The organism is Butyricicoccus sp. OF10-2 (assembly GCF_003481925.1).
In the GTDB taxonomy this organism is placed as follows: Bacteria; Bacillota; Clostridia; order Oscillospirales; family Butyricicoccaceae; genus Agathobaculum; species Agathobaculum butyriciproducens.
Genome location: NZ_QUMC01000034.1, coordinates 1 through 22,709 on the forward strand (window position 1 = coordinate 1; position 22,709 = coordinate 22,709).

Sequence of the window (22,709 nt, forward strand, 5' to 3'; positions counted from 1 at the left end):
ACAAGGTTGATAGGTCAGGAGTGGAAGTGCAGTAATGTATGGAGCGGACTGATACTAATAGGCCGAGGGCTTGACCTTAAATGTTAGGTAACCTCGAAAGATAGCTTGCAAGTAGGATTGTTCAGTTTTGAGGGTGTAAATCTTCAAAAGTAGGTGTTAATGGTGACGAGGGTACACCTGTTCCCATTCCGAACACAGTAGTTAAGCTCGTTTACGGTGACAATACTTGGCTGGCGACGGCTCGGGAAGATAACTCAACGCCTACATCTAAGCAGCAACGAAAGTTGCTGCTTTTTCTTTTGCATAAAATGCAGGAGAATCTTTTCTTTTTCCCGATTTTCCTGTACAATAGAACTATCGAAAAATTTTTCGCCTGCTGTCGAAAAATCTACTGTTTCGTCGGCAGACCGATCAACGGAGGGAGAAGTGTTATGTCGATTCAGGAAAACTGCCGTGTTGTAGAAAATACACGGCTGGGCGAGGGTCTGTATCTGATGGTGCTGGACGCGCCGGAAATCGTTAAACTGACGCAGTGCGGCCAGTTCGTCCACATTGCATGCGGTGAGGGTCATCTGCTGCGCCGCCCGATTTCGATCTGCACCTGGCAGGGCAGCCATCTGCGCATTGTTTTTCAGGTGAAGGGTGACGGCACGAAGTGGCTGAGCGAACGCAAGGTCGGCGATGTGCTCGACGTGCTTGGACCGCTCGGACACGGCTTTGACGTGCAGGTACTGGGCGACCGTCCGATTTTTATCGGCGGCGGCATTGGCGTACCGCCGATGCTTGGATGTGTTCGCACGGCAGCAGAAAAGGGTGCACAGCCTGCCGCAATCCTCGGTTTCCGCAACAAGGGTGCGGTGATCCTTGAGGGCGACTTCCGTGATGAATGCGAGACCTTTGTCACCACCGACGATGGCACCTATGCGCGTCACGGCTTTGTCACCGATGTGCTGAAGGAGCAGGCGGCAGGTGCGACCGGCGTGGCTGCCTGCGGTCCCAAGCCTATGCTGAAGGCGATTGCGGCGATTGCAAAGGAAGCCGGCGTGCCCTGTCAGGTTTCGATGGAGGAGCGCATGGGCTGCGGCATCGGTGCCTGTCTGGTATGCGCTTGCGCGCTCAAGTCGGAAAACGGCGAAACCCGTTACGGTCATGTCTGCAAGGACGGTCCGGTGTTCAATGCTGAGGAGGTCGAGTGGTAATGGCAGATTTAAGAGTGAACTTTTGCGGCGTTGAGCTGAAAAACCCGATCACGACCGCATCCGGCACCTTTGGTTTCGGCCATGAGTACGGCGAATTTTTTGACCTGTCCCAGCTTGGCGGCATCGGCGTGAAGGGTCTGACACCGACCGAGCGTCTCGGCAATCCGGCGCCGCGCATCGCGGAGACCCCGCAGGGTATTCTCAACTGTGTCGGTCTGCAGAACCCGGGCATTGATCGTTTCATCGAGGAGCAGATTCCGTTCCTGCGCCAGTACGACACCAAAATTATCGCCAACGTCTCCGGCAACACGGTCGAGGAGTACGAGGGCATGGTCGAGAAGATTTCGGACGCGGATGTTGACCTCATCGAGATGAACATCTCCTGCCCGAACGTAAAATGCGGCGGCATGGCATTCGGCACCCAGCCGAAGATGGTCGAGGAGGTTGTTTCGGCAGCCAAGGCCAAGGCGAAGAAGCCGCTGATCGTCAAGCTGTCCCCGAATGTCACCGATATTGCGGAGATTGCACGCGCGGCGGAGTCCGCAGGTGCGGACGCGCTTTCGCTCATCAATACACTGCTCGGTATGCGCATTGATATCGAAAAGCGCAAGCCGATCCTGTCCAACGTAATGGGCGGTCTGTCCGGTCCGGCGGTGTTCCCGGTTGCGGTTCGCATGGTATATCAGGTGCGTAAGGCGGTTTCCGTGCCGATTCTCGGCATGGGCGGCATCCGAACCGGACGTGATATTGTCGAAATGATGCTTGCGGGCGCAGACGCGGTTGCCATGGGTACGGTGATGTTCAACGACCCGACCGCTCCGGTCAAGGCGCTTGCCGAGCTGAACGAGTGGCTGGATGCACACGGCGTGAAGTCTGTCACCGAGCTGTCCGGCGCGGTTGAGGTAGGCTGATGAGAACCACGGTCTACATCATCCGTCACGCTGAGGCAGAGGGCAATGTATACCGCCGGTGTCATGGTCAGTACAACGCGCTGCTGACCACGCGGGCATACAAGCAGCTGCCGTATCTGGCAAAGCGGTTTGAGAATGTGCCGCTTGCGGCGGTTTACTCGTCCGACCTGTTCCGCGCACGCGTAACGGCACAGGCTGTGGCAGAGCCGCATCATCTCTCGGTGGAGACCCGACCGGTGCTGCGCGAGATTGATATGGGAGACTGGGAGGACATTCCGTGGGCCGAGCTGCCGCACACATGGCCTGAGCAGTACGCGCTGTGGTGTGCCCGTCCGTGGGAAGCAGCGCCGCCGCACGGCGAGACGGTCATGCAGGCCGGTCAGCGCATGCTGGACGGCGTGCGCGCAATTGTGCGTGAAAATGAGGGCAAAGAGGTCGCAGTAGTGACGCACGGCAGTGCGATTCGCGGCATGCTGACGATTGCACACGGCTTTGCACCCGAACAGATGGGCGAAATCGGCTGGGGTGACAACACCTGTGTTGCCAAGCTGGAATTTGACGAAAACGGCAATATCGACGTGGTTTACGAGAATGATGCCTCACATTTGCCGCAGGAATACTCCACGTTTGCGTCCATTGGCTGGACGAATACCAAGGGCATTCCGGCGTCGCCGCAGATCTGGTTCCGCCGCGCTGACCCAAAGAATCCACAGGATGTGGATAAAATTGTGGGATTCATGCGCGAGCTGCACAAGAATGCCTACGGCACGGATGCAAACCTCGATCCGGATGCGCTCATCCGCGATGTAGAGCGGGCACAGAAGGTTTCGCCGCGGGCGTGCACCTCGGCTGTTTGGAAAGCGGCGAGGAAGTCGCGCTCGTTTACCTGAAAACCTGGTGGGAGGAGCAGCCGGAGATTGGTCTGGTCGGCGGCTTCTGCATTGCCGGTGACTACCGCGGCTGCGGTCTGAGCGGACAGATTCTCGGTCAGGCTATCAGTGTGTACCGTGCGCTCGGCAAGCGCGAGCTGTGTGCTCGTGTTGCCGAGAAAAACATGCGTGCACAGGGTTTTTATCATAAATTCGGTTTTCTGCAGCGCGGCGAGTACCGCGATGAGAACGGACTGCATTATCAGATGGTAAAGCCGATTTCGGTCGAATAAATAGGAAAAGCGCTCTGTTTTTGGCAGAGCGCTTTTTGATTCGCAATGAGAAATCAGCAGTTGGTAATTGTATGCGGCAGCGGAAAAGAAATCCTTTTCGGCTGCTTTTCGATTTTACAGCTTGAGCAGAACCGCACTGTATCGCGGCAGCGCAACCGTACACAGACTATCCTTGCGGGAGACGGCAAGCGTCTCTCCGGTGCCGCCGAACTCCGCGGCATTGCTGTCAAGCAGAACCGTAAACTTCGGCAGGAAAGCGGTGAAGTTCTGTTCGCTGTCCGCAAAATTGCACAGGGCGAGCAGCGTTTTTCCGTTTGCGTGGCGCTCCATGCCGAATACGCAGGGCGCATCCGCATGATTTTTCGCCCACCGGAAATTATCCGGCGCATAATCTGCGTGCAGCGCGGGATTCTCCACATAAGTTTTGCACAGGCTGTGGAAAAATCGGTGGAACGGACGTTCTGCCAGTGCCCAGTCCAGCGTACCGGCTTCGCTCCATTCGTACAGCTGACCCAGCTCGTTGCCCATGAAATTCAGCTTTTTACCCGGATGCGTGAACATATACAGATACATCACACGCGCCTGCGCATACTTGTCGCATTCGTCCGCACCCCACATTTTCTGCACGATTGCCGCCTTGCCGTGCACAACCTCGTCGTGCGAGAGCGGCAGCAGGTAGTGCTCGTTGGAAAAATAGTGCATCGACCAGAGCAGCTTGCCATGGTCGCGCGGACGCAGATCCGGCTGGGTTTGGCAGAACTCGAGTGTATCGTGCATCCAGCCGAGATCCCACTTGTAGTCGAAGCCCAAGCCGCCCTCGTCCACCGGACGGGTGACACCGGGATAGGCAGTCGAGTCCTCAGCGATGAGCAGAGCAGAGGGATGGCGGGCTTTCAGACCGCGGTTCATATTTTTGAGGAATTCGAGCGTGTCGCCGTTGACGCCGCGCGCGGGATCGCCCTGCCAGTAGATCAGGCGCGAGACCGCATCCATGCGCAGACCGTCAAAATGAAACTCAGTGAGCCAGTAATCGGCCGCAGACTGCAGAAAACAGCGCACTTCCCGTCTGGAATGAATGAAATTGTAGCTGCCCCATTCACTTTCACCGACCGCGCTGTGCGGGTACTCGTACAGGTGCGTGCCGTCGTATTTCGCCAGACCGTAGGAGTCTACGGCAAAGTGTACCGGTACAAAATCCATGATCGCACCGATACCGGCATGATGCAGCTTGTCAATCAGCAGTTTCAGCTGTGCCGGCGTGCCGTAGCGCGAGGTCGGAGCAAAAAATCCGGTGTTCTGGTAGCCCCAGGAGCCGTCAAACGGGTGCTCGGACAGTGGCAGAAACTCCACATGCGTGTAGCCGTTTTCCTGCAGATAGGGAATCAACCGGCGGGCGATTTCATCGTAGGTGTACCAGCCGTTTGCGTCGTCCGGATTTCGCATCCACGAGCCGAGGTGCATCTCGTAGATATTAAGCGGTGCGTCCGGCGAAGCCGTGCGGCTGTTCATCCACGCTTCGTCTGTGAAGCGGTACTCGTCAAGGTCGGTGATAATCGAGCAGCAGGCAGGCCGCAGCTCCATGGCAAAGCCGTAGGGATCGCAGTGCTCGGTGACAGAGCCGTCCGGGCCGTAGATGCGGTATTTGTAAAACTGGCCTGCGCGGGCGTCCGGTACAGAGACCGACCAGAAGCCGCTGCGGCCGTCCTGTACCAGATCGGTCTCGGTCCAGCCGTTGCACGCGCCGGTCAGCGTAATGCGGCTGGCATTGGGCGCAAAGGTACGGAAAACGACAGCGTTTTGCTCTATGTGAGCGCCAAACCAGCGGTAGGCGTCGAAAATTTCTCCTGTGAAGAATTGGTGCTGATTCATGGAAGCACTTCCTTTCTTTTCCCCTAACGGGGGATGGTCGCTTGTGAAGCGAAAGAACTGCGGCGGTTTCGCCGGGGAAACCAAAAGGGTAGACACCTACGGTTTCTACCCTCTTGGGACTCCCGTTTCCCTTGGGGATAGCACGGCGAAAATTAGTGAACTGAGACTATAAGGACGCGACAGAGGATTTTCTCTACCGCAGGACGTGCTTTGCGCGTCCATGTATCCGTATATTCGCAGGGTCAGATACCGTTCTGCTACACATGTGGTATAATCAACGCAGAGTGCGGCATGACAGTGCCGCACAATTCGTTAGCGTGTTATGATAGACAGGGCCTACGAAGATAAATTGTAGCGAATACCTAAATTCGCAGGTGCCTTCCGTTACAACGTGCCAAAGGGTTGCGCGACACGGGTATGTCGCGCCTGCGGAGACGGAACCGCATGTGTAGCAGCAGAGTATCTGGCACTGCGTATAGGCAGGGGAATGGGAGCACACTGTGCTCCCCAACGGAAGAAAAAATCCTCTGCCGTTCCCCTTTTCGGAGCGGTCTCGTCTCTCCGATTTTCGCCGTGCCCTCTAAGGGAAAGAGGAAGATTCACAAGAAGGAGAAAACCGCAGGTTGTCTCCTTCTTGTGCCCTCGCCGGGCAGGCGAGTTAGGTTCGCTTCGCAAGCGACCACACGATACAGCGGCACAATCCAGATTTTATAAATTAAGTATAGAATACATACACGTTAAACGCAACCGTCAAAACTGTACAAAGTGTCCGTTAAATAAAAATGAACCGGCCCGCCGCTTCGCGGCTCTTATACTCGGGTGCGTCAAAGGACGCGGATTTCACCCAAAATAAAATGAACCGAATCCGGAGTGGCTGCTCTTATATACAGACGCACCCAGGGAAAGGATAGAAAGTTATGAACGATAAAGAGCTTGTCAGCCGCATGCAGTACGGCGATATGCAGGCGTTCGACGAGCTGTACGAGCGCTACAAGGACGATGCATATCGCCTTGCGTGCCTGATCACCGGCAGCAGGACGGACGGCGAGGATCTGGCGCAGGAGGCCTTTGTCACCTGTGCACAGTCCATCAAATCCCTGCGGGACGGCAGCAAATTCCGGCCGTGGCTGCTCAGAACGCTGTCGCGCGCGGCATGGAAGTACTGCCGCAAAGCCAAACGGGAAACGCCGGTATCCGAATTTTTCGATGCAGGTGAGAGCGAAAGCGCACTGTCCGCCGTGCTGCGGACGGATGAGCAGCGCCGTCTGTACGCCGCCCTCGACACACTGGACGAAAAACGCCGCGTGACCGTGGTGCTGTATTACTTCGATGATCGCTCGGTGCGTGAGATCGCGCAGGCGACCGGCGTGACCGAGGGAACGGTGAAATCCCGCCTTTTTTCCGCTCGCCGCCATCTGCGGCAGGCGCTGACCGAAGAACGGAAGCCGAAGGAGGCTGCAAATCATGGATGAAATCAAAATGGAACGCGAAATCAAGGAAATGCTGCATCAGTGTGCAGATGAGCTGCATGCACCGGATTCGATGCAGGCGCGCGTCAAATTTGCACTGAACAATGCACCGGCACGCAAGCGTCATCTGTGGAGCAAACGCTTTGTCGCGGTTGCCGCTGTCGCTGCGATTGCGGTGACCGGCGCATTTGCGGCAGGCGGCATGGGCGGCATTTTCAGTGAGGGCTGGTCTGACCAGCGGCTGGATCTGTCGAGCACGCAGGCGCATCTGGCTGATGCCGGTGTAGTGCTCACGCTGCCGGACAAGATTGGCGAGTATACGTTCAGCTACGGCTCTGATGTGGCTACCACCGCACGGAACGGCGTGGGTGAAACGGAGAAAATCGCCGAGGTGGACGCGACCTACACGAAGGATGGCGCGGAGCTGAATCTGTCCGCGCACAAGAGCTACACCGTGTTCACCGAGGACGAGATGGAGAATCCGGTTCCGGCAACGACTGCGAGGTAAACGGCATAACGCTGACCTATCGCGATGCGCACTACCGCTTCGTACCGGACGACTACGAGAAGTCCGACGAGGAAAAGCAGCAGGAGAAGAACGGCGAACTCGTTATCAGCTATTATGGCTCGGACGAGGTGGAGGATAAGATGTTCCAGTCCGTGCTCTGGGAGCAGGACGGCGCAACGTACCTCATCAGCGGCTATGATACCGGTCTGGATGCACAGACCATGTTCGATATGGCAGCTGAGCTTGTAAAGTAAATCACAGCAGACGAAATTTCACGAAAAAAGCATCGGAAACGCAGTTTCCGATGCTTTTTTATGCTTAGAGAGATGGTTTACTCCACCGAAATGATGTAGTAGTAAACCGGCTGACCGCCGTTGATGACGTTGATCTCCATCTCCTTGTTTTCCTTGTGCAGCAGGTTCTCAACCTCAGCGGCCTGCTCCTCGGTAACGCCTTCGCCGAAGATAACGGTTGCAAATGCGCTGTCGTCGGAGACCATCTCGCGCGCCAGCTTCTTGATGACCGAGGTTTCCTTGCCGTTGGCGCACAGCTTACCCTCGCACAGCGACAGATACTCACCCTGCTTGATCTTCTTGCCGTCAAACTCGCTGTCGCGGGCCGCGTAAGTCACCTGACCGCTGCGGACGTGCTTTGCCGCGTCCAGCATAGCAAGCGCCAGCTCGCTGTCCTGTTCGGCTTCTGGATCGACCGCCAGCATGGCCGAAATACCCTGCGGGATGGTCTTAGTCGGCACGACGATCACCTTTTTCTCCTCGGAGAGATGAACCGCCTGCTCGGCAGCCATGATGATATTCTTGTTGTTCGGCAGCACGAAAACGATTTCCGCCGGAACGGCATCGACAGCGTGCAGAATGTCGTCGGTGGACGGGTTCATGGTCTGACCGCCCTGTACCACAACGTCCGCGCCGAGGTCGGTAAACAGGGTTTTGAGACCCCCACCGGCAGCAACGGCTACAAAGCCAAACTTCTTCTCTGCGGGAACGATCACGCGCTCCTTGGGCGCGTCCGCCGTGCCCTCAATTACCTTGGCGGTATGCTGCTCACGCATGTTCTCGATTTTAACGGTCAGCAGCGGACCGAATTTCAGGCCCTCCTCAAGCGCCTTGTTCGGCTGGTCGGTGTGAACGTGTACCTTGACGATATCATCATCCTCGACAACCACCAGCGAGTCGCCGATCTCGTTCAGAATGGAGCGCAGACGAGCGACATTGCGCGCCTTGTCCTTGCGGGATGCGATGAACTCGGTGCAGTAGGTGAAGGTGATGTCCTCATCGTTGATCGCAGCGAAGTCTGCGGTGGACTTGGTCGGCTCTGCCGCAACAGCACGTTCCTTGTGGATGCCGCGCAGCGCGTCCAGCATGCCCTCGAAGATGGTGATAAAGCCGAAGCCGCCGGCGTCAACCACGCCTGCCTTTTCGAGCACTGGATTCTGATGAACGGTTTCCTCAAGTGCGGTGTGGCCCTGCTCGATGATCGCTGCCAGAACCTGCTCTGCGGTGAGCGTCGGCTCGGCCTGACACAGCTCGACCGCGTGCTGTGCCGCAACGCGCGATACGGTCAGGATGGTGCCCTCAGCGGGCTTCATAACCGCCTTGTAGGCGGTGTCTACGCCCTCGCGCAGCGCAAGCGCGAGTGTGCGGCCGTCGGCCTCGTCGGTCTCGCGCAGCTTTTTCGCCATGCCGCGGAACAGCAGCGACAGGATAACACCCGAGTTGCCGCGTGCGCCGCGCAGCAGCGCAGAAGCGGTCGCATCCGCTGCTTTGGCGAGGCTCGGCTCGGCGAGCTTTTCCATCTCAGCCATTGCGGAACCCATCGTCATGGACATATTCGTGCCGGTATCGCCGTCCGGTACCGGGAATACGTTCAGTTCGTTTGCCTGTTCCTTCTTTTCTGCAATGGCGAGTGCGCCCTCGATCACCATGGACCGGTACAGCGCACCGTTGATTTTCTGATCTGCCATTTATCTAACTCTCCTAAAAGTAACCGCGCAGTTGCGCGTAATAAGATTTCGGTTTGCTTGCAAACCGTAACCGCATGACAGGATTTCCTTAGGGCAATCCGAGTCATTGGTTCCGTCCGCAGACGTCCGCGGTTGTACCGCGGTATTCAAACAGCGGCGTTATGCCGCAACAAAACCCGCGACATGAGCGTGGGTTTTGTTACTCCGACTCAGCGCCCTTGGGGCGCGTCGTTCGGGTATCGGAAGTCAGTTTCTACGGAACTGACTTCCGTATATAGGGACTTGCGAAGTCCCCTATAGGTGTCAGTCCGCCTTGATGCTCTCTACATAGATATCGACGTTCTTTACGTCCACACCGGTCAGGCGCTCAACATGATAGCGTACCTCGCCGATGATAGAGCGGCAGACGGTGGCAATATTCACGCCGTGCTCGACTGCAATGTGCAGGTCGATGTTGACACCGCCGTCCACAGCCTCGGTGACCTTTACGCCGCGCGACTGGTTTTCCAGTCCGAGCAGGTGTGCCAGTCCGTCCGACATGGAGCGGATGGTCATGCCTTTGACACCGAAGCAGGAGGATGCCGCATAGCCCGCAATGCCGGCCAGCACCTCGTTGGTAATGTCGATATATCCGAGATCGGTCTTGATGGTCATATAAAAACCTCCCTGCGAGTTAAGGCAGAATGCGTCTGCCCCGCAATAATCAATACTTTTGCTGTTTATATGATATAACAAAATCATGTAAAATACAAGCAATGCGGTGACGAAACTGCGTTATTTTTCAACACGGCGGCAGAAAACCGGATAAATTAAAGAATAGTGTCGATTAACACGGAAAATTCGTGCAGGTTAATGCAAACAAATGTTTGCTTATTGCAGCGGATTGCGGTATAATAAGGATAAAATTACGAACGTATGTTCCGACGGAAACAGCGAGGAGTGCCGAAAATGAAGAAGATTTCCGCCAAACAACAGCAGATACTGGATTATATAAGCAGTTATTCCCTCGAACACGGCTATCCGCCTTCGGTGCGTGAGATTGGTGCAGAGATGGGACTGCGGTCGCCGTCCACCGTGCATGCGCACCTGAAAAAGCTGCAGGAGGCCGGTTATCTGGAGCCGAATGAGCATAAATCGCGTGCGCTGACGCCGGTCAGCGGCCCTTCCATGGTGCCGCGCGTGCCGATTCTGGGCCGCGTCACCGCCGGTATGCCGATCCTCGCGGTGGAGGAGCATATCGGCTATGTGCCGTTCGAACCGGCAGTGGGCGGCGGCGAGTATTACGCGCTGCGCATTCGCGGCGATTCGATGATCGGCGTGGGCATTATGGATGATGATCTGGTCATTATCCGGCAGGATGTGCAGGCGCGCAACGGCGACATCGTAATCGCGCTGCTCGAGGATGAGGCCACCTGCAAGACGCTCAACATCACGCCGGACGGTGTCTGGCTCATGCCGGAGAATCCGGCGTATCCGCCGATCAACGGCACCGGGTGCCAGATTTTAGGCGTGGTGAAGGCGGTTTACCGCGAGTATTAAGAGCAGCCTTTTCAGTACCGGCTGAGCGGGGGACGCGAACTGCCGCAGGCGTGTTCGCCCTAACGGGCGGGAGGTTTTTCGCTTGAAATCAAGCGGGGGATTTGCCGCGCCCGCAGCGAGGGCAAGAGGGTAGACACCTACGGTTTCTACCCTCTTACTCCCGTTTCCCTTTGTTTGTTAGTCTGGCGCAGACCAGAGAGCGGCGACCGCTTCGAAAAGGGGAACGGCAGTCGGGTTACCACAGCGTATCTTTCGCAACCTGTTCGCAGTTCACAGATAGATTGCTGCTACACAGGGTGCGGCACTGTTATGCCGCACCCAGCGTAGAGTTGCCCGTATGTGTAGCAGAAAGGTATCTGACCCTGCGAATACGCGGATACATGGACGGCTATCAGTCGTCCTGCGGAAGAAAAAATCCTCTGCCGTTCCTTTATAGTCTCAGTTCTGCAAATTTCGCTGTGCTAAGAGGAAACGGGGAGATTCATAAGAGGGGTGGAAACCTTTGGTGTCCATCCCTCTTATGCGCCCGCCGCGTAGGCGAACTCCCGCTGAACTTCAGCGAAAAACGCTCCGCCCGTTAGGGCGAACCGTCTGCGCGGTTCGTGCGCCCCGGTCAATTGGTGCAGAAAAAAGGGCGCCGCCCAGAATGGGCGAACCGCCTGCGCGGTTCGTGCGCCCCGTAAAGCGGGTGCCTTGCAAATCAAAATTCCCAAAGGAGAATCCTCATGCCATCGGTTGATGACAGCATCCAGTTCGTCAAGGGCATCGGCCCGAAAAAGGCGAAGCTGCTCGAAAAACTGCATATCCGCACGCTTCGTGACGCGCTCGAGACCTACCCGCGCGACTACGAGGATCGCACTCACATCACGCCGATTGCGGAAATCGGCATGGAGGACAAGTATGCTGTGCGCGCTGTGGTCGGCACCGAACCCAAGGTCAACCGTATCCGCAAGGGCCTGACGCTGGTCAAGTGTACGATTTACGATGAAACCGGCACGCTGAACGTCACCTACTTCAACAATCCGTATGCTGCGGCGCAGCTGCGCGTCGGACAGGAGTATGTGTTCTACGGCAAGGTGCAGGGCTATGGACGCGGCCGCACGATGGTCTCCCCGCAGTCGGAGAAGGTCGCACCGGACGCTGACCACCCGGGACGCATCGTGCCGGTCTATCCGCTGACGGCGGGACTGACCCAGCGCGATCTTGAGCGTGTAACCGCTGCCGCGCTCGACACGCTGACTGGTGAATGGCCCGATCCGCTGCCCGAACTTTTGCGGGCGAAATACCGCCTGCCGGACGCAGTAGATGCGCTTTCTGCCATTCACCGACCGAAAACCAAGGACGATGTGGCGCAGGCGCGCCGACGCATGGTATTCGAGGAGCTGTTTTTGCTCTGCTGCGGCCTGCAGCAGCTGAAGGAGCGTCGAAAGGCGGATTCCGGCATTGTTTTTACCTCGAATGGATTGGATTCGTTCTTTGAAGCCCTGCCGTTTACACCGACCGGCGCACAGCGGCGTGCGATTATGGAGATCGCGGCAGACTGCGCCTCCGGACGGCCGATGAACCGGCTGGTGCAGGGTGATGTCGGCTCGGGCAAGACAGTGGTAGCGGCCGGATTGTGTGCGCTGGCCGCGCAGAACGGCTGGCAGGCGGCTTTCATGGCGCCGACCGAAATTCTCGCCGCGCAGCACGCGGAGACGCTTGCACCTATGCTGCACAAGCTGGGCATCTCGTGCACGCTGCTCACCGGCTCGATGACTGCCGCGCAGAAACGTGCGGCACTGGCCGCCATCGAGACCGGTGCGGCGCAGGTGGTCGTGGGCACGCACGCGCTCATTCAGCAGAGTGTGCAGTTCCACCGGCTGGGTGCCGTTATCGCGGATGAGCAGCACCGGTTCGGTGTGGCGCAGCGTGCCGCGCTGTCCGCGAAAGGCGGCTCGCCGCATGTGCTCGTCATGTCGGCTACGCCGATTCCGCGCACGCTCGCACTCATCATGTACGGCGATCTGGATGTGTCCGTGCTGGACGAGATCCCGCCCGGAAGAAGTCCGGTCGAGACCTACGCCGTGGGCGAAAATATGCGCAAGCGTATTACTGCCTTCATCGACAAGCAGGTCGGTCTCGGTGGGCAGGCTTACGTCGTGTGTCCGCTCATCGAGGACAGCGAAAATGCAGAAACCAAGCTGAAAAGTGCGGAACAGCACGCAAAAGACCTGCAGAAGCTGCTTCCGCACCGACGTGTGGCTGTGCTGCACGGACGGATGAAAAACGCGGAAAAAGATCAGATCATGCGCGATTTTGCAGCGCAGAAATACGATATTCTGGTTGCAACGACGGTTATCGAGGTCGGTGTGGACGTGCCGAACGCCAATCTAATGGTGGTCGAGGACGCAGACCGGTTCGGTCTGTCGCAGCTGCATCAGCTGCGCGGACGTGTCGGCCGCGGTACACGGCAGTCGTACTGCGTGTTCTTCGGTGCGGATAAGGGACAGGTCGCGCGGGAGCGCCTGCGCATCCTGTGCAGGACCGGTGACGGCTTCGAGGTCGCACGCGCAGACCTCGCACAGCGCGGTCCGGGTGACTTTTTCGGTCAGCGGCAGCACGGCCTGCCCGCACTGCACGTTGCGGATTTGGCGGCTGACCTTGCGCTCATGCAAAACGCCCGCGAGGAAGCGGAAGCGCTGCTGGCTGCCGATCCGACACTCGCCGGCTATCCCATCCTGCTCGACCGTGTGCAGCGTATGTTCGCCGAACAAAATGATGAAGCGTTTAACTAAATTAAAAACAGGAGAGAACCTCAGTTCAATGTCACTTAGATAAGCCCTAAAGATGTAAACAATCGAATAAGCGAGAACAGCGCACGGCAAAGCGAAAGCGAACTGTGCGCTACTTTACGAGCACGAAGGTATGAGAATAAAGTGTATAAAAAATCCGCTTAAAAGACTATTCAAAAGAAAAGAATTATGCTGCTCTGTAGATGAGGTTGACAGCAGATTTCTGTCGTGTCTTACGAGTATCTTTTCGACCCGGGCGAATAGGCGAAGTGAATCTCATAAGCAAGGATTCAAGCTCTGGTGGACGGACTCTGCCGAGGGAAAATTGCAGACAAATATGTGCAGCATCAGAGAAATTGACCTTATAGGTGTATTTCTTTTTTGCCGATTCAATGACGGTAGAACGGGTAATTGGTTGACAAAAATTGTATATCATCAGTTTTGCAAAGATTTATTGAAAGATGAAGTCCATCTTTTTTGGCGTGTAAGTAAAGTAAGGACAGCATGTACTTTAATTGCGGAAAGAAGTTTCCCACTTGCTCCGGGAAAGAATCTGGGTCATCAGGATTCGTTGCGCATCGCAAATCAGATCTATCGACCGCCAGAGGTCGAAGTCCTCGACAGGTTGTATGTTTGTCAGTGCTTGCTGTAAATCTGTGAAAGAGATATTCGAACGCTTCTGGGATAATTTTAGCTCGCTGCTGAATGGATGCAGGAGACGTTGGAACAGACGGACTCAGTTCGAAAAATCCTCAATATCGCGTGTCAGCGTTCCGCTTCGAAATGTCAAGACAGCCGAAATGGTCTTTTTGAGTGATAGCTTTCGGTTTCTGGTGTAATCTTTCTGAGGGCTGCGGACAAAATCTTGGACTATGCCGATAGACCGAGTTTTTGTCTATACTCCAGAGGCTAAGCCCGCCCGGAGAAATCTTGATTTGTTTTTTTGATACCAAACCATATATTCTTCGACTATATGAATAAACTCCTCTATTGAAACGTTTAGCCATGAAACCCCATAAAACATCTCGTTCTTCATTCGCCCAAAGAAACCTTCACAGGCTGAATTATCAGGCGAGCCCCCTTTCTTGAACATGGATCGATGCAAATACGCTGCATCCATACGGCTGCTCCAGCCCGGTCAGCGATAGTGACATCCACGATCCGTATGGACAATCGGATGCTCTCCGACCTTTAGAAGATAAATCGCTTTGTCCAGCATTCCATTTGTCAACTCTGCGCTCGGACTGGTGCCAATGCGCCAGCAAACAGACATACCATTAAGGCAATCGATGATTGGAGAAAGATAAACCTTGTCGGCAGGGATTGCAAATTCAGTAATAGTAGTCAGCCACTTTTCATTGGGACGATTTACGTGAAAATCCCGCTTTAGAAGATTGGGGACAGCTGGCGTAATTTCTCCCCGATAGGAACTGTAGCGTGTCTTCTTTCTGTTCGCTCCCTGCACTCCTACTTGCTTCATAAGACGGCGAATTACCTTTTCGGATAGCCGTCAGTCCTCTTTTTTCAGCGCAGCATGAATGCGCCGGTATCCATAACAGCAATGATTTGCTTCAAAAATATCCTTGATTTTCTCTTTGACATGGAAGTAGTTATCCTGCTTCTTTACTCGCGTTTGCTGGTAATAATAGCTACTGCGCGGGCAGTTTAATGCGGATAGAAGTTCCGGCAGCGAATATTTATTTTTCTTCTCCTGGTTCCGGAGAGCTGCCCCGAGCTTATTTGTCAAGCATTTTCTTCAAATATTTACACCAAAGATGCCAGCACACTGAATTCTTTCAATGTGCTGGCATTTTCACATTAACTTAGTTACATTGCTGAAAAACGGTCAGTTTTTTATAAAGCATGCGTTATTCACAAACCGTAACACTTTCACAGTTATCCTGCAGCACTGAGCGGTCATTGGAGCTCCACAGCACGGCGGTTCCTCGTGCGCGAAGTACCGCAATACAGTGCAGCAATTCCGCTTTAATCTGCTCATCAATGGTATAAAAGGGATAGTCCAATACCAGCAGACCAACCGGTGCAAACATGACACGCAGCAGCACAAGCTGATCCCGCATACGACTGGACAGGTGACGCGGATATACGTCCAACCCTTCCGGATCAAAGCCCATCTCCGCTGCAAAATCACGCAGCGCCAACCGCAGCATTCGACGATTGATCACATCACCGCGTTCACGAAAACGATTCATCGACCGGAATACGATATTCTCTGCCGCTGTCAGATTCTCAAACACGCCCTTCTCCCAAAAGCGCGGTCCCATACAGCAAATTTCATCTGCATGCCGCTGCCGCCAATCAGCTAAATGGTACATCCGGCCGTCCTGCATTGCAATACCTTCCGTCTGCCCCTGCCCGGAAAACATACGGTATATGATACCCCTGCCAGTTAAACCGCCACACAGCACTCCTGCGGCTCGTCCGGTGTATAAATCCACAGAAAACGGCGCTATATCATTATCTATCAGACAGATTTCCTGCAGCGAGAGATACAGCCGCGGCACGGTCCTTTCCTTCGGAGACACCCCCGTTGATGAAATACGCAGGCGCTGATGAATACCATAAGCCGTCATATCCTTCCGCAGACGTTCCCAACATATCATGCCGCCGCGCATCACCGCGATACGATCCGCATATTGCAGCACCTTAGATACACTGGAATTAAATACAATGACCGATACGCCTTCATCCCTCAGTTGATGTAGGAAGGCGGCAAAACGTATCAGTTCGTCCCTGTCAAGACCCTCACCGGCCTCTCGGCAGATCAACACCTTTGCGCCGCACAACAGTGCACGGCAGATCGAGATTTCCAGCCGCTGCTCGTTTGTTATACTGCTGCCGCGGGCGTGCGGCTCACAGCCGATGCCATAGTGTTCAAACACTTGTTTGGACAGTTCATCTATATTCTTTCGGTGCAAAAATAGATTTTTCCACGAAAATCCGCGCAATACTACCAGATTTTCCGCCGCTGTCATACCATTCACTACGGAAGCTTGATGGGTAATCTCGTAAATTCCCAGCTTGCGGGCTTCGTTCTCCGAACGGTAGCTGACCGGAACGCCATCCAGATAGATTGTGCCCGAAGCCGGGCATAACTTGCCGCACAGTACATCCGCCAGCACAGAGGCGCCGCTTTCGCTGATACCCGTAACACCCAGTATTTCACCCACTCGAAGGGACAGGGAAACATACTCCAGATTCTGTCCGGATGTCTGTGCAGTAACAATCTGCTCCAGATAAAGAATCTCCTGTTTCATGGTTTAATTTCCCCTCATCTGCGGCAGTGTTACGATAACTGTTGTACCGATATCCTGCGTGCTGGCCACATCCACACCGTACTGCATCCCAAAATAAAACTGGATACGGCGATTGACATTGCGCAGCGCAATACCTGTTGACCGAGAACTGTCTGCTCTGCGTTCAATCGGGCCGCTGCGTTCCCGCAAACTTTTGCGCACACGACGTAGCTCATCTTCCGCAATACCGACACCGTTATCCTCTACTGAAATTTGCAGACGACTTCCTACACTTTCCACACGCATGGTGATCTTACCGCCATCTACCCGGCGGTTAATACCATGTGACAGCGCATTTTCCACCAACGGCTGCAGTGTCATAACGGGCAGACTGCTGTCCATTACGTCTTCATTCTCGATATGCTCCTCATAGGTGAAGCGATCGCCATAGCGATACCGCTGAATGAGCAAATAGTGATGTACATTGTCCAATTCCTGTGCCAGCGTAGCCAGTTCGCCCGGGCTGTTAATGCAGTAGCGGAACAGCATGCCAAGTGCTTCGGCCATCTCCGCTACATCCTCGCTGCCTCGCCGCATAGCGCGGCTGCGGATGATTTCCAGTGTGTTATACAGGAAATGCGGATTGATTTGGTTTTGCAGCGCGTGCAACTCAGCTTCGGTCTTCAGCGCTCGTGAAATAGATACCTCATGCAGCTTGTCAAACACCTGCTCAAGCATTTCCTGATCATCCATGTGTAGCAGACGGTCTTTTTCCTCCGGTTCAAAATAATCCGGATCGCCGTCTGTCAGCATATTTTCCAACGCACGTCGTCTGCCAATATTACACCGCAGTTCCGCTGTATAGCTGATGGTCATCGCCAGCAGAGCTGTCGTGATACCGCATATTGGTATAATGCCACGTCTGCCGAGCGTGCACAGCATTCCTGTCATGACACCCAGCAACAGCACAAAGCCGCCCGCAAATAGCCATACACTTCGTTGATTGCGAATCTCTTTCCAATACTTCATGGTGCTTCCAGCCTCACGAATAGAATTTACGGTACTCAGACGGAGTAACCGTAGTTTCCTTTACAAAAATCTTGTTAAAAAACTTGATATCGCGGTAGCCTACTTTCTCAGCAATATCTGCAATGCGCATTTTTGAGGTCTTCAGTAGCTTCTTCGCCTGTTCAATGCGGATATGCTGCAAATACTCGACAAATCCAACACCGGTCTCGGTCTTGAACAGCGTGCTGAAATACGATGTGCTCAGGCACACATGCTTTGCTACCTGCGCCAGAGAGATGCTCTCTGCATAATGCTGTGTCACAAAGTTTTTTGCCTGTCGAATCACATTATTCTCCCGATTTTGCACAAACTGACGGCAGTTCTCAAGCATCTGCGCTGTCAGCTCCACAAAACGTGTTGCAAGTTCTTCGCAGGAATAACCGCTGCACAGTACGTCAAACGGCTCCAGCAGCCGAGGTGCCCGGGCCTGCTCATCACGAGGCAGCTGTTCTGCCGCATTATTGAGGCAGGACAGCATCTGCTCCAGCAGAAAATAGCGGCTGCCTGGTACGATATTCTCGCTTTCCCACTTGCTCCATACCCGACGAATGAGGGCAGCGGCGCTGTCCGTATTCATGTGCTCCACCGCATCACTCAGCAAGTTTTCCCACTCGCCGGTATAAAACATGACGATTTCCCGCAATGCAGCATCGGTCTGTTCATTGAACACCAGTACCGAGCTTTGCCGCTTTTCTAGACGCCACTTGAGCGCTGTTTTCGATTGCTCTACCGCAGTCGGAATATTTTCAGTATCGCCGTCCAACAGCTTACTTGCTGCACCGGTCAAATGGATCAGATGATTGACGCTGTTCAGGCTGCGAATCTCCTGTCTAATAGCACGGAGCAGCGTCTCGCTTTCGGATTCAGCCTGCTCTGCGGAATAGGACAGCAGGCATACGGCATCAAGATGATCAGAAAACGCCGATAGCAGAGTGCTGTGCTCCTGTGCAAGCGCCCGAATGTGCTCGAGCGTATCGCTCACCTGATTGACCAGTGAACCGGCCTCATCGGACGATGCAGTAAAATTGCTGTCAATGCAGAAGGTCACACACTGCAGTTTTGCGTTATCCAGCACAAACAACTCACCGCCATGCCGTTGGGAACGTGTCGGCGTATGTCCGGTCTCCCATACAGTACGCACGTATTGCTCCCGCAGGATGTCCATACTCTCCTGCAGTTCATTCTGTACACGGGCTGCCTCCTGCCGCTGCTCGGCCCGATCGCCCAGTTCATGATCCAGCTTTTCGAGCGCTCGGTTCAGTTCGGCTTTTTTGAGCGGCTTGAGCAGGTAATCCCATACGCCGAAACGCAGTGCTGTCTGCGCGTACTGGAACTCGGTGTAGCCGCTCATCACAATAAAGTTTACGGCCGGAAATTCCTGTTTGGCGCGTTCGATCAGTTCCAGTCCGGTCATGCCCGGCATACAAATATCCGTAATGACAACATCCGGATTGAGTTCTCTTATCTTTTTCAACAGGTCTATGCCATTGCACGCTTCACCGACTATCTTTGCGCCGGGATAGGTGATCAGCGCACGGCATAACTCAACAATATCAAATTCATCATCCGCAATGATAATTCTCAACACGGCTATTCCCCATCCTCTCTTTGCTCGGGTGTTCTCTTCTTCTAATAATAAAGTACCATAAAACTTCTCATGATTCAAATTTTTACGGCAGGTTCAAAAGATACCCCCTGTGAATCTAAAAAACGACCTGTTCTGTCTGCCTGCCAGTCTGCTATACTGGTTACAGTGAGAGAACCGGCACCGATATTTTCTCTCCTACAACACGGCAAAGGAGTTTTGCGTTATGGGAAAAACCGCTATCCCGTCCGTTTTTCCGGCGGAAGGTACTTACGAACTGTCCACACTTCATGTTAATCTTTCCTGCGCGGCACCGCATGCCGTGATTCGCTACACAACAGACGGCACCGAGCCGACATCGAACAGTCCGGTCTATCACCGAGAAGCAGGTCTGATTCCGGTCAAACATACCGACGGAGTGGAATCCGTCACCATCCGCGCTTTTGCGCAGGCAGATGGTCTGCAGCCGAGCGATACTGTTGCGTTTACCTACCGTTTTGCCTGCCGCCCCAAAGGCGTATTCCGCCATTCTCTGCTGCGCGAATCGTCGGATACGGTTGCCGGTCTCATCCGTATTGAGGATTTCGATCTCGACCGCATGTATCTCATCATAGGTCAAAAACGCGCTGCACTGATTGACGCCGGCTGGGACTATGACGGTGATCTTCCGGCGCTATGTCACGCACTTACCGGCGGTCTTCCTGTCGATCTGCTCATCGCACATGGTCATCCCGACCATATTGCACAAGCTGAAAAATTTATTGAATACGGATGTAAGGTCTATGCTCCCTATGCTGACAAATCTATGAAGCAACTGGACTGCGGATTGGACTTTACCCATATTGAGGATTTGAAAGGCGGCATGCGCTTTGATCTCGGCGGCACCGTACTGCAAATCTATGCTACGCCCGGACATACCCCTGGCAGCGTTGTTGTTTTAGATGAAAACACAGGTGATCTGTTTGCATCCGATTCGTTTGGCAGCAACCGCCGTGAAATTCCGGACAGTGCATGGCTCCAACTGAGCGGATACTCACTGGAAAGCTGTCTGCGCTCTCTGGAGACTTTTCTTGATGCCGCAGGCAATAAATGCAAACGCATTTTCACTGGCCACAACGCAGAAATGATGGACGCCCAACAATATTTGTCCACCTTGCGCAAAGCTATGCACAACGCTGTGGATAACGGTGCAGCCTGTCTTTCTCCCTCTCTGCGCAGCGCAGCCGAGTCATTCGGCTCCGGCTCTATTGCCGTAGAGGGTGACTGGCGGCATGACCCGATTTGGGCCGCAGCTAATCTGCAATTCCTGTACGATGTCGACACACAACAGGATCCGCCGCGTTATGCACCCGGTTTTGATCCAAAGATCAAAACCATACTTTGAAATCATTCTCCGCATCTTTCGACTCATCTCTCTTCTCTGCCGCCGATCGGTCCTCCGGTCGGCGGTTCTTCTTTGTGCGAACAAATATGGGGTGATTTTTACGTCTCTCCGCCAACTCCGAAAAAACACCCCCATAAATCAAAAAATACCCGCATTGGAAAATTGGTAAGAAACCGGTATGCTTATATCATCAAAAAGAAATACGGGAGGGAAGACGATGAAACGTGAATATTGTCTGGATATCGACAGCAACGTATATACCCTTGGTGATCTGAATATGTTTCTTGACAATAAGGAGCCAATTTCCTATCCGGCAGTTGACTCACAGAATCCGACTAAGCCCTTCTTTACCGGAAGCATCCGGCAAGAAGTCGAGATAGATGGCATAGCACGTTCATTCCTTCTGTATATTCCTCAGCATTATCCAATTTCGGGCGCAGGCATCTTCCTGTATCCGGATGACAACGTATCTGCCGAAGACTATCTGGAAAACAGCGGCTGGAAGCCGGTTGCCGAGCAGACCAATGCCGCATTGATCGTACTTGAATCCCGTTCCGGTGGCTGGGATAAAAAAGATGTTCAAAGCGAAATCAGTTATAGCGAAGCGGTTTTCAAAAAATCCATTGCCCGCGTGTATTTCAGCATGAACGAAGCCACCTACTACTGCATGGGTTTCGGAAACGGCGCTTACGTTGCAGCAGCATACGCCATGCTCAACTCGGCATTGATTGCAGCTGTCGCTCTGGATGGAGACTACGACCTGCATCCGGATTTAATGGCACAGCTCCGCAGCATCCGCTCTGACCGAGAAGCAAACAAGTCCAAACTGGATGTGGCGATGCCGGCCTGGCTGATTGGCAAAGCTACTCCTCTGTTGGACAGCCTGAAACGTGCAGCCGATGCCAGCGACGAACAGCTTTACAACGATGCGGCATATATCTATCGTCAAAATCTCAAGCAGTATTTTGACCAGCCGAACGGTCTGCCGATGGTGGAAATCTGGCACACCGAACCCGGTCGATGGAATCCCGAAGCAGATGAAAAATACCGCCGCATGGCAGAATTTGTGCTTCGCTTCAAACGGTGGTTGAGCATCGGCAACGGCGATTTCCGACCCGCTCGAACATGGCAGGACATGAGACTTCACCGCTTCACCGCCGAGATAGACAACAGACAGCGCGAATGGTTCGTATACGAACCTACGGCACTCCGTACCGGAAAGCTGCTGCCGTTGGTACTGGCCATTCATGGATACAGCTGCACCGGCGAATTGTTTGCAGAAAACAGCAGTTGGCACGAGTTAGCCGAACGGCGTGGTTTTCTTCTGGTTTATGTTTCCGCTTTTCCCGATAACGGCATCAGCGGCGGACACACCGTGCCTCTTCCTTCGTGGAATGCGCTGAATATCCATGCGCAAACCGATGATGTGAAATACATTGACTATGTATTGAGCAGTGTTAAAAACTCCTATCCGGTTGACTCTGAACGTGTTTACGTTTCCGGTCACTCCAATGGCTCTCTGCTGACGCAGCGACTGATGGAGGAACGACCGCTTGCATTTGCAGCCTTCGGACCACAGGGCGCACCTTATCATATGGGATTGGACGGTACTGCTGCTGATCGTACTATCCGCAAGGATGGCATCATCCGTCCGGTATGGCTGATGATGGGTGCCGAGGATATCGGCGATCAGGACAAGTTGGACTGCGGCTCGATCAACGACCGTTTTCTCGATATGATGTGTGAACTGAACGATCTCGATCGCACAGGTGGCATTGACCGTGAAAACGGCAAGTATCATACCCGCACCTTTGTGAACGCAGAACGTGTTCCGCTGGTAAAGTTCACCGGCATCACAGACACGCCGCATACCTATACTCCGGAATTTGCCCAGCTTTATTGGGATACGTTTTTCTGCCACTTCCGCCGAAAATCCGACGGAACGATCATTTATACAGACTAAGCGCTTTTAGAGAAAAAAGATTGGAGGGATTCCTATTAGC

At 54.2% G+C, this 22,709-nt stretch carries 19 protein-coding genes and 1 rRNA gene; 11 read left to right on the top strand and 9 right to left on the bottom strand.

Annotation, left to right across the window (positions count from 1 at the left end):
* Window positions 1–149 precede the first annotated feature (149 nt).
* The 5 genes from rrf to DXB00_RS14250 all read left to right on the top strand — a co-directional run bounded on the left by rrf (window position 150) and on the right by DXB00_RS14250 (window position 3,272).
* Window positions 150–266 (top strand): 5S ribosomal RNA (gene rrf, locus DXB00_RS14230).
* Window positions 267–431: 165 nt separating this feature from the next.
* Window positions 432–1,199 carry a dihydroorotate dehydrogenase electron transfer subunit gene (locus DXB00_RS14235; RefSeq protein WP_118728709.1) on the top strand — a complete coding sequence of 256 codons (768 nt, stop codon included), beginning with the start codon at window positions 432–434 and terminating at the stop codon, window positions 1,197–1,199.
* Window positions 1,199–2,110, top strand: a complete 912-nt coding sequence (locus DXB00_RS14240) for a dihydroorotate dehydrogenase (protein WP_116704764.1) — start codon at window positions 1,199–1,201, stop codon at window positions 2,108–2,110. The genes DXB00_RS14235 and DXB00_RS14240 overlap by 1 nt, the downstream gene beginning before the upstream one ends.
* The gene (locus DXB00_RS14245; RefSeq protein WP_119215091.1) at window positions 2,110–3,000 is read left to right on the top strand and encodes a histidine phosphatase family protein; all 891 of its coding nucleotides are present in this window, start codon (window positions 2,110–2,112) and stop codon (window positions 2,998–3,000) included. Before DXB00_RS14240 ends, DXB00_RS14245 begins: the two co-directional genes overlap by 1 nt.
* The gene (locus tag DXB00_RS14250; protein ID WP_158581330.1) at window positions 2,949–3,272 is read left to right on the top strand and encodes a GNAT family N-acetyltransferase; all 324 of its coding nucleotides are present in this window, start codon (window positions 2,949–2,951) and stop codon (window positions 3,270–3,272) included. The genes DXB00_RS14245 and DXB00_RS14250 overlap by 52 nt, the downstream gene beginning before the upstream one ends.
* A 114-nt stretch (window positions 3,273–3,386) precedes the next feature.
* Here the strand turns inward: DXB00_RS14250 and glgB are convergent, their stop codons facing one another.
* Window positions 3,387–5,141, bottom strand: coding sequence for a 1,4-alpha-glucan branching protein GlgB (gene glgB / locus DXB00_RS14255; RefSeq protein WP_119215093.1), 1,755 nt, complete (start codon window positions 5,139–5,141; stop codon window positions 3,387–3,389).
* Between the two features lie 917 nt (window positions 5,142–6,058).
* On the opposite strand from glgB, the gene DXB00_RS14260 reads away from it, so the two are divergent.
* Together DXB00_RS14260 and DXB00_RS14265 are read left to right on the top strand one after the other, a co-directional pair.
* Window positions 6,059–6,613 (top strand): RNA polymerase sigma factor, encoded by a 555-nt coding sequence (locus tag DXB00_RS14260; protein ID WP_118728711.1) that lies wholly within the window; start codon window positions 6,059–6,061, stop codon window positions 6,611–6,613.
* Window positions 6,606–7,118 carry a hypothetical protein gene (locus DXB00_RS14265; RefSeq protein ID WP_119215094.1) on the top strand — a complete coding sequence of 171 codons (513 nt, stop codon included), beginning with the start codon at window positions 6,606–6,608 and terminating at the stop codon, window positions 7,116–7,118. The genes DXB00_RS14260 and DXB00_RS14265 overlap by 8 nt, the downstream gene beginning before the upstream one ends.
* A gap of 331 nt (window positions 7,119–7,449) precedes the next feature.
* Here DXB00_RS14265 and DXB00_RS14270 read toward each other — a convergent pair whose 3' ends face one another.
* Both DXB00_RS14270 and DXB00_RS14275 read right to left on the bottom strand, forming a co-directional pair.
* Window positions 7,450–9,099: a DAK2 domain-containing protein gene (locus DXB00_RS14270; protein WP_119215095.1), complete on the bottom strand. Its 1,650-nt coding sequence runs from the start codon at window positions 9,097–9,099 to the stop codon at window positions 7,450–7,452.
* Window positions 9,100–9,402: 303 nt separating this feature from the next.
* On the bottom strand, window positions 9,403–9,753 hold the full coding sequence (locus tag DXB00_RS14275) for an Asp23/Gls24 family envelope stress response protein (RefSeq protein WP_110435518.1): 351 nt from the start codon (window positions 9,751–9,753) through the stop codon (window positions 9,403–9,405).
* Between the two features lie 294 nt (window positions 9,754–10,047).
* Between DXB00_RS14275 and lexA the strand changes: the two genes are divergently transcribed.
* Window positions 10,048–10,638 (top strand): transcriptional repressor LexA, encoded by a 591-nt coding sequence (gene lexA / locus DXB00_RS14280; protein WP_119215096.1) that lies wholly within the window; start codon window positions 10,048–10,050, stop codon window positions 10,636–10,638.
* Between the two features lie 725 nt (window positions 10,639–11,363).
* The gene (recG, locus tag DXB00_RS14290) at window positions 11,364–13,415 is read left to right on the top strand and encodes an ATP-dependent DNA helicase RecG (RefSeq protein WP_118728716.1); all 2,052 of its coding nucleotides are present in this window, start codon (window positions 11,364–11,366) and stop codon (window positions 13,413–13,415) included.
* An 892-nt stretch (window positions 13,416–14,307) separates the two neighbouring features.
* Here the strand turns inward: recG and DXB00_RS18315 are convergent.
* From DXB00_RS18315 to DXB00_RS14320, 6 genes are all read right to left on the bottom strand, one after another.
* Window positions 14,308–14,532 (bottom strand): IS3 family transposase, encoded by a 225-nt coding sequence (locus tag DXB00_RS18315; protein WP_119215097.1) that lies wholly within the window; start codon window positions 14,530–14,532, stop codon window positions 14,308–14,310.
* Window positions 14,533–14,550: 18 nt separating this feature from the next.
* On the bottom strand, window positions 14,551–14,892 hold the full coding sequence (locus tag DXB00_RS14300; protein WP_118728718.1) for a DDE-type integrase/transposase/recombinase: 342 nt from the start codon (window positions 14,890–14,892) through the stop codon (window positions 14,551–14,553).
* Between the two features lie 30 nt (window positions 14,893–14,922).
* Window positions 14,923–15,159, bottom strand: a complete 237-nt coding sequence (locus tag DXB00_RS14305; protein WP_118728719.1) for an IS3 family transposase — start codon at window positions 15,157–15,159, stop codon at window positions 14,923–14,925.
* A 121-nt stretch (window positions 15,160–15,280) separates the two neighbouring features.
* Window positions 15,281–16,690: an ATP-binding cassette domain-containing protein gene (locus tag DXB00_RS14310; RefSeq protein ID WP_118728720.1), complete on the bottom strand. Its 1,410-nt coding sequence runs from the start codon at window positions 16,688–16,690 to the stop codon at window positions 15,281–15,283.
* A gap of 3 nt (window positions 16,691–16,693) precedes the next feature.
* A complete protein-coding gene (locus DXB00_RS14315; protein WP_118728721.1) occupies window positions 16,694–17,698 on the bottom strand; it encodes a sensor histidine kinase in 1,005 nt (334 codons plus the stop codon).
* 13 nt (window positions 17,699–17,711) lie between these two features.
* The gene (locus DXB00_RS14320) at window positions 17,712–19,325 is read right to left on the bottom strand and encodes a response regulator (RefSeq protein WP_158578244.1); all 1,614 of its coding nucleotides are present in this window, start codon (window positions 19,323–19,325) and stop codon (window positions 17,712–17,714) included.
* 223 nt (window positions 19,326–19,548) lie between these two features.
* Here DXB00_RS14320 and DXB00_RS14325 point away from each other — a divergent pair, with 223 nt between their 5' ends.
* Together DXB00_RS14325 and DXB00_RS14330 are read left to right on the top strand one after the other, a co-directional pair.
* Complete coding sequence (locus DXB00_RS14325) at window positions 19,549–20,706, top strand: MBL fold metallo-hydrolase (RefSeq protein ID WP_118728723.1); 1,158 nt, start codon at window positions 19,549–19,551, stop codon at window positions 20,704–20,706.
* A gap of 217 nt (window positions 20,707–20,923) precedes the next feature.
* Window positions 20,924–22,669 (top strand): PHB depolymerase family esterase, encoded by a 1,746-nt coding sequence (locus tag DXB00_RS14330; RefSeq protein WP_158578245.1) that lies wholly within the window; start codon window positions 20,924–20,926, stop codon window positions 22,667–22,669.
* Window positions 22,670–22,709: the final 40 nt, after the last annotated feature.